This window comes from Burkholderia sp. KCJ3K979 (genome assembly GCF_016759955.1).
GTDB classification, from domain to species: Bacteria; Pseudomonadota; Gammaproteobacteria; order Burkholderiales; family Burkholderiaceae; genus Burkholderia; species Burkholderia orbicola.
The window spans coordinates 23,073-39,112 of the sequence record NZ_JACFYV010000017.1 but is presented as its reverse complement, the minus strand read 5'-3'; the positions used below and the strand labels follow the sequence as shown (position 1 = coordinate 39,112).

At 60.4% G+C, this 16,040-nt stretch carries 6 protein-coding genes and 1 pseudogene; 6 read left to right on the top strand and 1 reads right to left on the bottom strand.

Going from position 1 to position 16,040, the window contains the following annotated elements:
- Window positions 1–108 precede the first annotated feature (108 nt).
- From H3O04_RS06655 to H3O04_RS06635, 5 genes are all read left to right on the top strand, one after another.
- On the top strand, window positions 109–2,610 hold the full coding sequence (locus H3O04_RS06655; RefSeq protein ID WP_202587360.1) for a TcfC E-set like domain-containing protein: 2,502 nt from the start codon (window positions 109–111) through the stop codon (window positions 2,608–2,610).
- The gene (locus H3O04_RS06650; protein ID WP_202587359.1) at window positions 2,573–3,910 is read left to right on the top strand and encodes a hypothetical protein; all 1,338 of its coding nucleotides are present in this window, start codon (window positions 2,573–2,575) and stop codon (window positions 3,908–3,910) included. Before H3O04_RS06655 ends, H3O04_RS06650 begins: the two co-directional genes overlap by 38 nt.
- Window positions 3,911–4,113: 203 nt before the next feature.
- Window positions 4,114–4,890, top strand: coding sequence for a fimbrial biogenesis chaperone (locus H3O04_RS06645; protein WP_202587358.1), 777 nt, complete (start codon window positions 4,114–4,116; stop codon window positions 4,888–4,890).
- Between the two features lie 1,098 nt (window positions 4,891–5,988).
- On the top strand, window positions 5,989–6,663 hold the full coding sequence (locus H3O04_RS06640; RefSeq protein ID WP_202587357.1) for a response regulator transcription factor: 675 nt from the start codon (window positions 5,989–5,991) through the stop codon (window positions 6,661–6,663).
- Window positions 6,660–10,022: an ATP-binding response regulator gene (locus tag H3O04_RS06635; protein ID WP_202587356.1), complete on the top strand. Its 3,363-nt coding sequence runs from the start codon at window positions 6,660–6,662 to the stop codon at window positions 10,020–10,022. Before H3O04_RS06640 ends, H3O04_RS06635 begins: the two co-directional genes overlap by 4 nt.
- Before the next feature lie 88 nt (window positions 10,023–10,110).
- Here the strand turns inward: H3O04_RS06635 and H3O04_RS06630 are convergent.
- Window positions 10,111–10,647 (bottom strand): annotated as a pseudogene (locus tag H3O04_RS06630) (DDE-type integrase/transposase/recombinase); the annotation flags it as partial.
- A gap of 433 nt (window positions 10,648–11,080) precedes the next feature.
- Here H3O04_RS06630 and H3O04_RS06625 point away from each other — a divergent pair.
- Window positions 11,081–16,040: ESPR-type extended signal peptide-containing protein (locus H3O04_RS06625; RefSeq protein WP_272929878.1), on the top strand; the 4,960-nt coding region annotated here is incomplete at its 3' end.

The window sequence follows — 16,040 nt, the reverse complement described above, 5'->3', positions numbered from 1 at the left end:
CTGGAGCGCGTTTCGCCAATACGGCGTATCCGGTCTCGATTGTCCCGCGCACCTGCCGGGTTATCCATTTAACGGAATTTAACGAATGTTGGAGCAGCTATGCCAAAAATGAGCAAGATCAGCGTTGCTATTTTTCTTGCCATTGGCGCGCTGTGCCAACAGGGTGCGTTCGCGCGTGCGGAGGTGGCCGGCTCCGGGGCGGACCTGTTCGAGCAGGCAGAACAGCTTCCGGCGGATTTTCTCGAGCAACTGTTCGATTCGCCGCTGATTGTGCGCATCGATTTTGACGGTCATTCGGCAGGCGAGGGCACGATCACGTTGAGTCGCGATGGAAAGGTTCAGTTGGTGGCGCTCTCGGATGAGCAGCACGGCGGCATCGACCAGGGCGATCGCGAGCTGATCGAAAAATTTCTGCGTGAGCCGCGTGCGCTTGGCGCCTGCGAGACCAACTGCGATGGCGTGCTCGCGCTTCACTACAACCTCCAGGACTCCGTTTTATCGATCGTGACGCGCCGCGCGGAACAGGATGGTGAGCAGCAGAAATATCACCCGCTGCCGGCCAGCGGAAGCACCGGCCTGATTACGTACAACTACCTGAATCTGACGGGTGGCCAGGGCCGTGAAATCGGCGGACGGTATGCGTTCGACGCCATCGGCAGCGTGGGAAACTGGTCGATCACGAGCGGATTGCAGGCGACGCAGAACCGCGGCATGCGGCGAGCCAGCGAGATTGAATACTCGGTGCCCCGGCTGTACGCGCAGCGCGAGTTCGAGGGCAAATTTGCGCGCGCGGGCTTCTTTACGCCGGACCTGGCAACGGGTATTCGGCCTCCGCGCATGCCAGGCGGAGGGGCGGCGACGACGCTTGGGGTGATGTTTGGCACGTCCGAAGCACGCGAGGTTGAAGGCGCGCGCCCGAGCCTCTATCCCGTTTATGTGACCGCGAATCGCCAGGGCATGGTGGAAATCTACCGCAATGGCGCATTGATCCACAGCCAATCGGTGCAGCCGGGGCTGCAGGTGGTCGATACGCGCCCGCTGCCCAGCGGCATTTATGAAGTGGAGATCCGGCTTGTCGAGGATGGTCAGGTTGCCTCCACGCAGAATGAGCTCATCTACAAGCCCGCAGCGTGGAGCGATCCGACACAACGGTGGAAGTACGCATTTTTTGCAGGACAGGAACGCAACCTGATCGGCGAGGATCGCTCGCACGCGTTCACCGCGGGTGGCGCGATCAACTATCTCGCCCATCCGCGGGTGGTGCTCGGTGCGTCGGCGCAGCATGTGGCCGACGCCAACGTATTCGGCGCGTCGCTTGACTGGCAGTTTACCGACCGTGCGCGAACCTACTGGAATGTGTACCACTCGTCGAAGCACGGAGTGGGCGGCGATGTTCAGATCCTGATGCCGTACCGGGACGGGAGCGTATCGCTGAGCCACAGCCAGCGCTGGCAACGCAACGACCGGCGCCATCGGAATGCGCGCTCGAGCGTGCGTAGCGGCAAGGTGCATGACTCGGCGATCACGTGGAGCCATCGCTTCACGCCGCAAACGAGCATCATGTCGCGCGCTTCATACGCCAGCGGCGCGACGAGCGGCCTGGGTGTCGACTTGTCGGTTTCGCATCGACATAGCCTGTTCGGCAACGATCTCACCTGGCGTTTGTCCGGCTTCGATCGTCCCACCGGGACGTTGGCGAGAACCCGCAACCGAGGCGTCGATCTTGGCTTGAGTATTGCGCTCGGCAAGGAAAAGCGCAGTTACAACGTGAACCTCGGAACGCGAAGCGGCTCGGATGGCCAGCGTGATCAGTATGCGTCGCTGGGCGTACGACAGGAGCTCGACGCCGGCTTCTTCAAGTCGGTGGGGGCCAACGGAACCGTCGACCGGTATGGCTTGAGCGTGGGTGCCACCACGCAGTTCGAACATTCGGTGGCGCGCGGCGATGCGTTCCTCCAGCGCTCGTCCAAGGAAGGGGGCATTGCCGGCGGGATGAACCTGTTCAGTACCGTTGGCACGAACGGCAAGTCCGCTGCCGTATCCGGCAAAAGCAATGCCTTCAACGGCGAGTCCGCGGTGATTGTGGACCTGGCATCCGATTTCGAGGGCGTGAAGGTGCGTGCGCAGGACACCGCGGGGGGCAGCATTGAACTGCGCCCGGGTCGCAATCTGGTTCCCGTGTCGGCTTATCGCGCAGGTCGACTCCAGTATTTCTTCGATCGATCGCAGGCGCCGGCGGCGACGCTGCAGCCGAGCACGACTCATTACCACCTGAACAAGGGCGGCGTCGGGTACGAGAAGGTGCACGTCATGAAGACGATGACGGTGATCGGCCGACTGGTCGACCATGCAGGCAACCCGGTGCGAGCCGCTCATCTGTCCAGCCCCGCGGGCCGGTCGGTCACCGAGGCCGACGGATTTTTCGCGCTCGAGGTGAGTCACGCGAAGCCGGTCGTCAAGGTCGAGAAAGGGGGCAAGCCGCTCTGCACGCTTCACCTGAAGCCGCAGGACCATCAAATGGAAGGGGACTCTCTGATTGTCGGGGAGTTGGAGTGTGAACAGGAGCAGACCAATGCCGATTCAGGGGAAAGCCGTGATGAACAGGGGTAATCAGAAGGGTAGCGCCAATCGCGGCGCGCGCGCATCCACCGCCCGAGCGCTCATCGTGCTCATGCGATGGCTGGCCGGTTCGGTGTTGGTGCTAGCCGGCGCAACCGTCGCGCGTGCCGCCGATGTGTCGATCGAGGCTGAATATCTGCCCGGTGCGCAGACCCAAGGCGAAAACGGCTTTCGCAATATCACGAGGCCGGCAGGCTTTTGTGCGGCCGATCCGGGTGGCTGTGCAGGCGTGACGACTGTCGATCTGCCGGTGGGCGATGTGAGTTACGGTGCGCTCGATAGCGGTGCGACTGGGCAGGATGGCGTCTATCTTCGGGCGCCGGCCAATCCGATTCGTGTCGAACTCAGGGACGAACGCACGAACCGGGTCACTGCGGTCACGTTCCGGGTCGTGGGCATGTTCGGGCAATACACGCTCCGGCCCGATGTGTACCAGCTGACCGGTACGCCGGCAGGAAGCGCCGAAACGGCGCATGCGGCCCTTTGGAATGGAGGTGGCTGGCTACAGCCGCCGGCAGGATGTACGGCGCTCTCCGTCCAGCCTATGGCCACGGCAAATGCCTACCGGTTCGGCTGGCGTTTGCCCCGCGACGGTGGGGGCTGTTTCAAGACCCCTCGCCAGCCGCTTCCCGCGGGCGCAGTCGTCCTCGATGGAAGTTCACTTGCCGTGGCCTACGAACTCGTCGCGCCGGATCCCGTATCGCTGCCCAATGGCACTTACCAAGGGGTGCACACCTTCACGGTTGGACCAGGCAAGGATTTCGACTTCGGCGCGCACGCTCACGTGGCGCGATCGAGCGTCGATGTCGCGTTCGTGCTGAAGGTGCGCCACAAATTCATGATCACGGACTCGGGCGCTGGTAACGATGTCAAGCTCGCCCCTGCTCAGGGCTGGTTGAACTGGATAGCCGAAGGCAAGCCCTCTACCAGGATCGAGCGTGACGTCGCGTACGGGCTGTCCACGGGCGAGCCGCTGCGGGTGAGCCTGCGGTGCGAGGACGGTGAAGACGCAGCCGGCCGCTGCGTCATGCGCAACACCCATGGCTCGGTCGTACCGGTCGATCTTGCGTTGACGGTGGCCGGTGCGACCACTGACCGTCAAGCGCCGTTTAGTCGGATTCCACTGACCACGCGGGCGCCCGCCGCGCTCGATGTCGACCGGTATCTGGACAACGCCGTGGCAACCGCCCATGTTGCCATTGACGGTCAGGGAGTCTCGGAGATGGGCCGGCATCCGGGGACGACCTATACGGGAAGGGCCTCCGTTGTATTTGATGCGATCGCCGAGTGACGCGGCGAACAGGGCCGCGGCCGCCGCTTTCAGACTATTCCGATATTCGCCGCACCCTGGCGTGCGGAAAATGGAATCTCTGACATGCAGCCGGTCCACGCAAGCGCTGCATATTTTTGAACTGGCACACATGCAATGAGCGAAAGACGGGCCCCGGAAGCATCGGGCGAGATCGCATTCAGTGCCGATAAAAGGAGTGTCGAATGAAAGTCAATCTCGCGAAGTGTATGTTTGCTGGCCTACTGGCCATGTGCTCGCTTTCGGCCCACGCGGGCTCGCCGTCGATCAACATTGGCCCCATGTTCGAGTACATGGGCGGAAAGCAGTCATCGATCCTCAAGCGGATCCGGAACAAGGGGGATGCGACCGCATTCGTACGGGTCGAGGTGAGCGAGGTGGTGTTCAAGGATGACGGCAAGCAGGAAGAGGTGCCGCTCGATCCCGCGTTGTTGACCCAACGAGACGGGCAAGGGCTGATCGCGAGCCCCTCTCGCCTGATCGTGCCGGCCGAGGGCGCCCAATCGGTGCGTCTGCTCTATCGCGGCAAGCGCGACGCGGAGCGCTACTATCGCGTGCGCTTTGTACCGGTGGTGCCGAAGTCGAAAGACGACTTTGTGCTGAGCAACGACGAAATCGAGCAATACAAGGAATCGCTGTCCGCGGGCATCAACGTCCTGACCGGATACGGGGCCATGGTGATCGTGCATCCGGGCGATGAGCGTTATCAGACGGAGTTCAAGGTGGAGGGCGGCAAGAGCATCGTCGAGAACAACGGAAGTTCGATGGTGACGCTCGAGGCCTATCGCGTGTGCAAGGAGAAGAACGGTGCATGCGGTGAACCGACGGCGTACTACATCCGGCCGGGGAAAACGAAGGAGCTGCCATGCGAAGCCGGCTCGCGGTGCGAGTTCGAACTGCGCGAAGGCGAAAAGCGAACGAGGATGCATGTCGAGGCCGGGCAAGCCGCGTCAGCGACGTGAAGATGACCTTCCTCTGCTGACGTATTCCACCGGAAAGTTGGTGGCACGGCCGCCGTGATCTTGGCCCGCCCGCCAACTCGCGAGCGGTAGCTCAGTTAGTCGACGGCCGTCGCGCGCTCCACGAGGAGGGGCCCCGATAGCCTCGATGAGTGCTCCTTTGCAGCGCATCTTGCCGGTGCCAAGGTTGTGGACGGCCGCCACCGCCTGTACCCTGGCCGCTTGCGCAGCTTCTCACACGCCTTGGCGGAGCGCTCTGCCGCTCGTTTGTGGCGTTTCTCGGCAAGGCCGCGTACTGTTGCAGGGATCTGTGGAGATGGCGCGTACTTCGACGCGTGCCGCGAGCGATCAAAGCGCCTGCTCGACGGTCCGCATCCACAACCCCGGCAACCTCGCCGCGTATTCCAACGCAGTCGCGTCGCGCTATCGCGATGCAGAACACACGTATACTCTTTGAACGCTTTGGCTCCGTGTCAGGACTTTGACCTCTACGAATTATTGGTCGGGTGCGGCGATGTCAGCCCGACCAATTCGCGCGCGGTCTAGGTTTCGACGGAGGTCAACGAATGCTTCGTGGGGCTGCAATATGCGAGCAAGATGTCCGAGTCGACGCTCAATCTGACGAGCTTCCGACTGATGTCCGCATACGGTGGCACCTTCCGGAGCGTCATGCTGAACCACATGGAGAAACTCGATCGCTGAGTCGGGCATCGGTGAAAGACATGCCGCCATGCTTAAGGGAATGCACCGGATTCCGGTTCTTTGAGCCATTCCCATGAAAAGTTGGGGCCAAATCATATGGCTGAAATCGACTTACGGCCATTGTGCATTGCAAAAATCCATGCTCGAGGCGAGACGTCGAGAAAGCCGGATTGGCGCATGCCGTTACATGGCGGTACGCTCTCACTCCGTGCTCTATCATGGGAAACATGAATCGCGGTATGTGCATGCTGGCCCCTCGTGGAGACATGTTCGAGTATTTCCACCTGATCGGTATCTGACTAGAAATTTGTTTGAGAATGACAAACGAACCGAAGGCCGATCCTTCGGGTTGTAACCAAGCATCGGAAGGATAGACCGCTGTTTTTGGGGAAAATATTAATGAATGTATCCACTGATAGTGGCAACGCTCGAGGCGGAATCAATGTCGTCGTGGCCGATGACCATCCGGTCGTTTCTGCCGGCGTTGTCTCGATCCTGGCGGCCGAGATGGATATCAATGTGGTCGGTGTGGCACCGACAATTTCGGAGTTGCTACTGTTGTTGCAACAGCAGCCTTGTCATGTCCTGATCTGCGATTATTCATTCAGTGGCGATCAGGAGCCCGACGGAGTGGCACTGTTCAAGCGGTTGAGGCGTAGCCATCCGAACGTTGCGATTATTGTGCTGACTGCACATCAGGATATCGCGTTGCTCGTCTCTCGCGTCATGAATGCGGGCGTTGCGGGCTTCCTGAGAAAATCCAGCCAAGATTTCGCACGCTTGGCTGCAATCGTGCGCCGCGTGCATGCTGGGCAAACGTTCGTTGATCCGGCCGTGGCTGTCGACCTGCTCGAGGCCGGACATGCGGCGCAGACTTCGATCGAATCGCTCAGCGAGCGCGAGCTCGAAATATTTCGAATGCTTGGGCGCGGGATGTCGGTGACGGAAATCGCGATGCATACGAATCGCAGCATCAAGACGATCAGCCACCAGAAAATGAGGGCCATGCACAAGCTGGGAGCAAGGTCCGAAGCTGACCTCTATCGCATCTACACGGAGCATTTCGGCTCATGAGCCAGTCTCGCGGCAACGCAGAGGAAGCTTCGGATGGGGCCGACGACGGAATCGTGGCGGCAACCCCAGCTTACGTCCCGCTCAGGTTGACGTTCTCTAAGCGCCTGCTAATTGTTTCGACCATAACGCTGACGTGCCTTATCCTGGTATGCGCCGGGGGCGTGACCGAACTCCTGATATCACACCAGCACGAGGAATTTGCACAGCAATTTTCCGCGCAGAGAGAGGCATTGAAGGAGGAGGTCGACAGGCGCGAGGCCCGCATTCGCCAGTTGGTCGTGACGTACCAGATTGCAAAGGAGTACCTGGAGTCAGGCGACTCGCAGGCGCGGAAGGTTCTGTTGCCTAGAAAGAACCAGTTAGCTCAGACAGTGCCCGGATCTGCGGCGACCCGCGCATTCTCGGTCGTGTCGACACTCACTTCACCCTCGGACGCGGCTCGCCAGACAAATTTGATCGATCTGGCAAGGTATGCGTCGACATTTTCGCTTTCCCATCAGGACAACTCGCCAGCGCTATCGGAGGGGTTTATCTATACGCCGGATAAGCGATTTCTGGCAACACTTCCGCCACTCGCACCGGACCAGATTGCCCGACTGAACACTGAAAAGGCTGCGGAAGACTTCATCGGGAAACGCATGGAGGCTGTCGAAGAGGAGATGCAGCGCGATGCCCGGAATGGGGTTCGGGGCAAGGTTGTGTGGGTGACCGGGTCCAAGGATCCGCTCAACGACATGACGACCACGTATTTTGCGACATCCGTCTACGAGGGTGAGCAACGCAAGGCAACGATCGCATTGTCAATTCCGTGTAATCGATTCAATCAGTATTTTCTGCACAACGAAGGCGATCCGCATTTTTTTGTTGTCTCGTGCGCGGTGCAGCGACTATTGGGTATCGACGAAACGAATCCGCAAGAGGCGCATTGGGCGGAAATCATATCGAGAAATCCGTGGGTATACCAGGCGGCGAACGGACGGCCCCAACGCATCTGGCGGGAGGGCAGCTTCTTCGTTATTCAGCGTGTGCCAGGCCCGCAGTGGGTCGCGGTATATGCATATACCTGGAGCGACCTTCTGGGGGCAATCACCCAGCAACTGCTGCTTGTTGTACTCGCGACGCTGAGTGGGTGCGGTCTGGTCATCGGAGGCGCGTTCTGGATGAATCGCGAGGTGATTCGGCCGTCCAGCGAGCGGCTGCATAGCCTTTTGGAGGGCGAGGCGTTCAGTCGGTCCATCATCCAGGTCGCGCCAGTGAGCTTGACCGTCGTGGCCAGGAGGAGCGGTGCCATCCTGTTGCAGAATGCGGAAGCGCAAAGCCTTCAGATGGCCTTTGCCAGTCAAGGGGAAAAGGACGCCACCCCCGACAACGTACTTGCACGTGCCGGCGCACTGGTTCGGTTTCACGCGGGAAGTGCTGAGCGCTCCGGCGTGGTAAGCCGGTTTGAGATGGAGCCTGATCTCGAGGTTGCCTATGCGCAGGCAAAGTATCGCGGAGACGACGTTTTCGTGATCGGGATGGTCGATCTGGCGAAGCGAAAGGAAATCGAACGGCGGCTGCGAGAGTCCCGAGCGCGTGCTCAGGCCGAAAGTCACGAGAAGGGAATGTTTTTGGCGACGATGAGCCATGAAATCAGGACACCGTTGCACGGGGCATTGGGGAATCTTGAATTGCTTTCGCGGATGGGATTGACCGAGGAGCAGCGCTCGCGCTTATTGATCGCGCAGGACTCGTTTGGCTCACTCCTTTCGTTGATCAACGGCGTGCTCGATCTGTCCAGGATTGAGGCAGGCGAGTTCCTGCTACAGGAACAGCCACAACATATTGATCAACTCGTCGAGCAGGCAAGCCGGACGTTTGCGGTGGACGCGCAGAAAAACGGCGTGCGGCTTCTCTGCCTGATCGATCCGGCGCTACGGGGCACGTGGATTTGCGACGGGTACCGGTTCACGCAAATAGTCACCAATCTCATTGGCAACGCCGTCAAGTTTACATCTCACGGGGCGATCACGGTTTCACTCGGCTCGACCGAGGACGGCCAGGTGCGGCTTCGCGTTGCTGACTCCGGCAGGGGTATTCCCGAGGACGAGATTGAAAAGGTTTTCATGCCTTACGTCCAAGGCTCGGCCGGGCCGAAAAGTTCGCGAGCGGGTACCGGGCTCGGCTTGTCTCTTTGCCAGAAGATCGCCGAACGAATGGGTGGAAGTATCACGGTCGAAAGCGAGGTTGGCGTCGGATCGATTTTCACCGTCGTGTTGCCACTTCGTCACGATTCAGCGGCGCGAATCGACGGCAACGCCGGCCATGGCATCGATTTCGTCGTGAATTGCGATATTCCCAGTTGGCGTGGGCAACTGGCGGCCCAGCTTAGCGCGTGGTATCCGGCCGCCCGAGTTACGAGTGGTCAGGATGACGGGCGGGATGAGGCGTATGCATCCACGGTTTTCATCGATGCACGCGACTGGCTCGAACATGACGGTTCGCCCAAAACGAGTGGTGCCTACCGTCGCATTACGATCGGCCTGGACGGGCCGCTTGTCCCGATCTCCGCAGGCCATGCTGTCGTCATTAGCGCCTACAGTGGCCAGTTGCTTCTCGACGCGATCGAAATGGTCCTTTCTGGAGCGGACGATGATGGCCGCGCGGGTAGCACTGACAGTTCCGGCGAGATCACATGCGGTGCGTGGAGTGAGGCCAGCGTTCTGGTGGTTGAGGACGACCGAGTCAGTGCGCAGTTGATGTGCGATCAATTGCGTATGCTCGGGATCGGACATGTGGACGTCGTCGGTAGCGCGGAGGATGGCATTCGACGTTGCCAGTCCCGGATCTACGATCTCGTCGTTACCGATTCCAATTTGCCGGGCAAGGGCGGAGCGGAGCTGTTGTCCGACTTGCGAGCAGCGGGGATATCGTGGCCGGTCGTTTTGTGTACTGCCGATGCGACACTCGCGGGAGTGGCAAACACCCCGTTCGACGCGCTCATCACAAAACCGTCGACTTTGAGCGACCTTTCTCTCGTGCTGCAAAACGTGCTCGGGCCTGGCGACGTTCAGCAACTGCCACGGGCTACACCAGGTGTCAGCCGGCTTCTGTCGTTGTTCATCGAATCGTGGATTTCCGACAAAGAAGCACTCCGGTTGATGGTGCAGGCGGGTCACGTATCCGAGGTGCTGGAACGATTGCACCGGATCCAGGGCGCCCTGATGATTCTCGATAGGGGCGAACTGGTAAGTCACTTGGAAGAGTGGTCCGCGAAGATAGCGGAATCCAAATGTGTCGAGGAAGCAGATCGCCAATCGTTTGTCGATGCGGTGGAGTCTTGGCTGGCGCTGCATGTTACAGCCCAAAAGCATTCCTGAAAGGTGGCGCCAGCGGTCGAGATACACGCTCAACAGCCTTCAAGGGTCCCACGCCGGTGGAGATGACCCCGTAATACCGGACACGGCATTACGCTAAGGTTACCGAATCCATCGAACGCCGGGACTCGCGAGGCGAGCGGTATTTCAGCGCGCTATGGGGATGCTTCTCGTGGCAATGCTCGAACGCGATGGCCAAGTTGCGTGTAGCAGTCGCTGTGTCCGGCTTCGGCATGACGGCGACGTAGTTGCGTTTCGTCGTCCTCACGAAGCGCTCGGCCATCCCATTGCTTTGTGGGCTGCACACCAGTGCGGTCAATGGCTTCAGGCCGATGGCCACCGCGAACCGGCGCGTGTCGTCGGCCATGTAGCTCACCGTTGTCGCTCAGCCACTCGATTTCGATGGCTTATGCAGTTCGTCGCCGAACCGATTTTCCACTGCAGCGAGCATGACGTCTCGCACGATGTCGCGGCTATGGCTTGCCGTCGTGGCTGCCCAACCCATCGCCGCACGATCACATCAATCCAGTGCGAACGTTACGCACAGCGGCTCGCCGTTGTCGCCGCCGAATTCGAAGCCGCCCGAGCACCATCGGTGATTGCTGCGCGCGACGGCCACCTTGCCGTCTGAAAAATTAGATATGCCTGATCCACGATTTCAAAAGTGGATCGTGAAGGTGCGCGTTATTTTCACCTAACAATAAGAGTCTCCAATATAAATTCGATTTTTTAATTAAATCGACTCGTCTTTAGGTGGTCCCCCAGCGCTCGAATAGGAAATGGCCTATGTTTCCGTCGAAAAATAGGACATCGGGCGACTTTTTTGCGTCGCTTCCTATATTTCATGGCACGGGGTGGGGCCGATAATTCGATGGACTTTGGAGTCGGATCGTCATTGCGTCCATGAGCGTAAAGCAATCGGTGCGCGCATGAAGCCCGGTGGGTCTCATGGCCATTACCCGAATCGATGTGGCGCTGGATTTCGGTCGGCTGTTCGTTCGATAGCAATGGTCCTCCACTGATGGACGGACGCTATTTTGTGTTGAGATAGAGAGTGTTATATGAATAAGTCGTACAAGGTGGTTTGGAATGCATCCAGCGGTACATGGACCGCGGCTTCTGAAATTGCGAAATCTCGTGCCGGCGGAAAATCGTCGAAAAAATCGCTGATGAAGCTCAAGCGGATTCATGGTGTTTCTGCTGGGGAGATGATCTATCGTCCAATTCTGGATGCGGCCGAAAGTGTACGCATGACAGCGCGTGAAAATACCGTTGGGATGCGCAAGGCACCTGTCGTGTTGGCACTCTCTATCGGCGCCGGGATGGTCGGGTCTGCCGTCGCTGAAACGCACATCGGGGCGGCCGATGGTGGGAGTGCTTACTGTGTTTCCGATGATAGTGCGGAATTGGGGAAGTGCGGTTCGAGCAGCGATGCAATGGTCCATTCCGAGGATGGCGTACGCAAGCCCTCTGTATATAGCAGCGGGGCAAGCGGAGGCGATCAAGCTGACGCTGGCGCTGTAAATAACATGGCATTGTCGTCAGATAGCGTTTCAACGCCGGAGATCGGGTTGCTTGCAGCGAGTGCCTCGGATGCGGGGGCGACGAAATTTGAACAGATGAATGTCGGGAGTGTCTTAGGTATTCCCGCCGCCGATATGCTGGACATAAATGGAAATATGTCGGCTCTTAATTATGGCAATAACGGAATCTCTATTGGTTCTAACGCAGCTATCTTTCATGCGGCTAGTGCTTCTGAACCTAACGACGAAGGCGCGATTGCCATTGGTGCCAATTCGAGGACCGAAGCAGGGGCTGGGCGATTGGCGATTGGTTATGGTGCCTTGGTAACCTCGGCCGACACGGACGGTGGTGTAGCGATCGGTTCCCATGCGAAGGTCGATAATGCCCGGAGTAGTGTGGCACTCGGTAAAAACTCGGTGGCGAATCGCGCCAATACCGTCTCGGTGGGGAATACCGGCAGCGAGCGGCAGATCGTAAACGTTGCGGCGGGTACGCAAGGCACTGACGCCGGGAACATTACGCAGCTTAACGGCGTAGCTATGGCGCTGGGCGGCGGTGCGGGCATCGGCGCCGACGGCAGCGTGACGGCGCCGACGTATACGCTGGACAGCGGCAAGACTAGTGCGACAAACGTTGGCGACGCGTTGTCGAACCTGGACGGCCGTGTGACGACGAACGCGACGAACGTCGAGAAACTGCAAGGCAACTTTGCTGATACTGGGCTGCTGGACGCGAAAACGGGCAAAGTGACTGCGGCGGTGACGTCGGACCAGATGAATGCCGCAATTGCGAAGGCCAGTAGTGACCGGCTTGACACAGAGCCGGTCACGATCGGGAAGGATGCGTACGCAACCAGTAACAATGTCGCGGTAGGCGAGGGCGCGAAGGCGGATACTGGGGGAGCGGGAGCGGGCGTGATTGCTATTGGCGCTAACGCAGCAGCCGGTCGGCCGGGGTATTCGGGGGCTATTGCGATTGGCGACGGCGCGCGCGCGGTCGATGGCTCGCAAGGCGGCTGGATGCGTGCAGTAGCAGTCGGAGCAGGCGCGCAGGCGCAGGGGGTTTCTGTTGCCATTGGACCCGGTGCTCAGTCCAGCCCAGGTAATGGGGTCGCGTTAGGGGACCAAGCCAGTGTAGGCACGAATGCCACTTGGGCAGTGGCGCTTGGCACCGGCTCGGCAGCTGAGCGAGCCGATACGGTCTCCGTGGGGAACGCCAAATCCCAGCGTCAGATCGTGAACGTTGCAGCGGGTACGCAGGACACCGACGTCGTGAACGTGACGCAGTTGAAGAGCGTAGCGACGGCGCTGGGTGGTGGTGCGAGCATCGGCGCCGATGGCAGCGTGACGTCGCCGGCGTACACGCTGGACAGCGGCAAGGCCATTGTTCAAAACGTTGGCGACGCACTGTCGAACCTTGACGGCCGCGTGACAACGAATGCATCCGACATTGAGAGCTTGAAGGGCGAACTGTCGGACTCCAATAAGTACATGAAAGCAAGGGGAACGACCGCGGCGCAAGCGACCGGGGCTCGGAGCATTGCTATTGGCGATAACGCAGTCGCAAAATACTCGTACGGACCCGGGGAAGGGGGAGATACCAATATCTCCATCGGCGCAAACTCATTCACGTCTACGGAATGGCACCAGGTAGCGCTTGGTGACGGTGCCTACGTTTGGGCGGCCAAATCGTCTGCCATTGGCTTCAATGCCAGTGCCACGTCCATAGACAGTGTCGCACTGGGCAGTGGCTCTGTGGCAGACCGCAGGAATACAGTATCAATTGGATCGGAGAAGAATCAGCGCCAGATCGTGAACGTTGCAGCAGGCACGCAAGGCACCGACGCGGTGAACGTGACCCAACTGAGCGGCGTAACGACTGCGCTGGGCGGCGGTGCGGGCATCGGCGCCGATGGCAGCGTGACGGCACCGCAGTATCACGTCGGCGACAAGACCTACGGTAACGTGGGTGACGCGATTACGGCTGCGGCGGAAACCGGCGGCGGTGCGGATCCGAACGCGGTTGCATACGACGATGCGGCGAAGAGCACAGTCACGCTGGCTGGCGAGCAAGGCACGACGCTGAAGAACGTTGCGGCCGGCGCGGTGAATGCGACGAGCATGGAAGCGGTGAACGGCTCGCAGCTGTACGGCGCGTCGCAGAGCGTGGCAAGCGCACTGGGTGGCGGTTCGACGGTGGACGCAGCAGGCAAGCTGACGGCACCGGCGTATACGCTGGACGGCGGCAAGACGACCGCGCACAACGTTGGCGACGCGGTGTCGAACCTGGACGGCCGCGTGACGACGAACGCGACGAACGTCGAGAAACTGCAAGACAATCTCGCCGATTCCGGCCTGTGGGACAAGGACAAGAACCACGTAATCGCGGCGGTGACGTACGACCGCAAGGCAGATGGCACGGCGGATCGCGGCTCGGTGACGCTTGGCGGTGCGGGCGCAGCAGCGCCGGTGGCGTTGAAGAACGTTGCAGTCGGTACGGTTGACACTGACGCAGCGAACGTGAGCCAGTTGAAAGGCGTTACTACGGCGCTGGGTGGCGGTGCAGGCATCGGCGCCAATGGCAGCGTGACGGCGCCGAAGTACCACGTTGGTGACAAGACCTACGGTAACGTGGGCGACGCGATCACGGCTGCGGCGGAAACCGGCGGCGGTGGCGGTGCGGATCCGAACGCGGTTGCATACGACGATGCGGCGAAGAGCACGGTCACGTTGGCTGGCGAGCAAGGCACGACGCTGAAGAACGTCGCGGCCGGCGCGGTGAACGCGACGAGCCTGGAAGCGATGAACGGTTCGCAGCTGTACGGCACGTCGCAAAGTGTGGCGAGCGCGCTGGGCGGCGGTTCGACGGCGGACGCAGCCGGGAAGCTGACGGCACCGGCCTACACGCTGGACGGCGGCAAGACGACCGCGCAAAACGTTGGCGACGCGGTGTCGAACCTGGACGGCCGTGCGACGACGAACGCGACGAACGTCGAGAAACTGCAAGGCGATATAGCCGAATCCGGTCTGATGGACAAGGACACGGGCAAGGCGATTGCAGCGCTGACATATGACCGCAAGGAAGACGGCACGGCGAATCGCGGCTCGGTGACGCTTGGCGGTGCGGGCGCGGCAGCGCCGGTGGCGTTGAAGAACGTTGCAGTCGGTACGACTGACACCGATGCAGTAAACGTGAGCCAGTTGAAAGGCGTTACCACGGTACTGGGCGGTGGCGCAGGCATCGGCGCCGATGGCAGCGTGACGGCACCGAAATACCACGTCGGTGACAAGACCTACGGCAACGTCGGTGACGCGATCACGGCCGCGGCGGAAACCGGCGGCAGTGGCGGTACAAATCCGAACGCGGTCTCATATGACGACAAGACCAAAGGCGCGATCACGCTGGCTGGCGAGAAAGGCACGACGTTGAAGAACGTCACAGCCGGCGTGGACGCGACCGACGCAGTGAACGTCGGCCAATTGTCGGATGCAACGCAGTCGATTCGCGATTCGCTGTCGGACGGCAGCCTGTCGATGCGCTACATCAAGGTCAAGGCAACGGGGCAAGCTGCAAACGCCATGGGAGCCAATACCGTCGCGATCGGCTCGGGCGCAAACGCGACCGGCAATGGCTCGCTGGCCTTGGGCACGGGTTCACGCGCGAATGGGCTCAACTCGGTCGCGATCGGTCTCAATTCGGTTGCTACGGAGGCGAACCAGGTATCGGTTGGCGACGTCGGTCGCGAACGTCGCATTTCGAATGTAGCCGACGGTACGGAAGATACCGACGCAGTCAACGTGAATCAATTGACCGAAGCGATCGAAAAGATGTCCGACCGGACCGACAAGCTGTCGTCGGAACTCAGGTCGCGGCATGGCTCGCTGACGGCTAGCGTCCTTGCAGCCAAGACAGACTTGGCATCGGCCGACCCATCGAAATTCTTGCAAGTTGCCGGTGCGGGAGCGGACGGTAGTCAGGAGAATACCGCGAACATCGTCGGCGGCGATCCGGCGAGCGACACTGCCGCCGCGATCGGTGTAGGTTCCATTGCCTCGGGCGCGAATGCGGTCGCCCTCGGCGTGCGTAGCTACGCGTACTCGGATGGCGCAGTGGCCATCGGTAACATGGCCCAAACGGGTGCCGGCCAGGCGAACGCGGTGGCCATCGGGTCGAATGTGACGACCAATGGGGAAAGCGCGCTTGCCGTGGGTTCGCAGGCGCGGGCAAACGGCGACAACGCGATCGCGCTCGGTAATAACAACGTGGCAGCCATCGGCGCGAATTCCATTGCGATCGGTAACAAGGCCAGCTCCGCAGCAGGGGCGACCAATGGCATTGCGCTGGGCGCGTCTGCGAGTGTTGCACGCAACGTGGCCGACTCGATGGCGCTGGGCGCAAATGCCAGCGTCGAAAAAGGCGCGAATAGTGCGGTCGCACTGGGTACCGGTTCCAAGGCGACGCGCGCCAATACTGTTTCGGTCGGTAACGCCGGAAGCG

Bases quoted from the DNA above. Each gene is read 5' to 3' on its own strand.
- H3O04_RS06635 (WP_202587356.1), top strand. From the start codon at position 6,660: ATGAGCCAGTCTCGCGGCAACGCAGAGGAAGCTTCGGATGGGGCCGAC.
- H3O04_RS06645 (WP_202587358.1), top strand. From the start codon at position 4,114: ATGAAAGTCAATCTCGCGAAGTGTATGTTTGCTGGCCTACTGGCCATG.
- H3O04_RS06640 (WP_202587357.1), top strand. From the start codon at position 5,989: ATGAATGTATCCACTGATAGTGGCAACGCTCGAGGCGGAATCAATGTC.
- H3O04_RS06655 (WP_202587360.1), top strand. From the start codon at position 109: ATGAGCAAGATCAGCGTTGCTATTTTTCTTGCCATTGGCGCGCTGTGC.
- H3O04_RS06650 (WP_202587359.1), top strand. From the start codon at position 2,573: ATGCCGATTCAGGGGAAAGCCGTGATGAACAGGGGTAATCAGAAGGGT.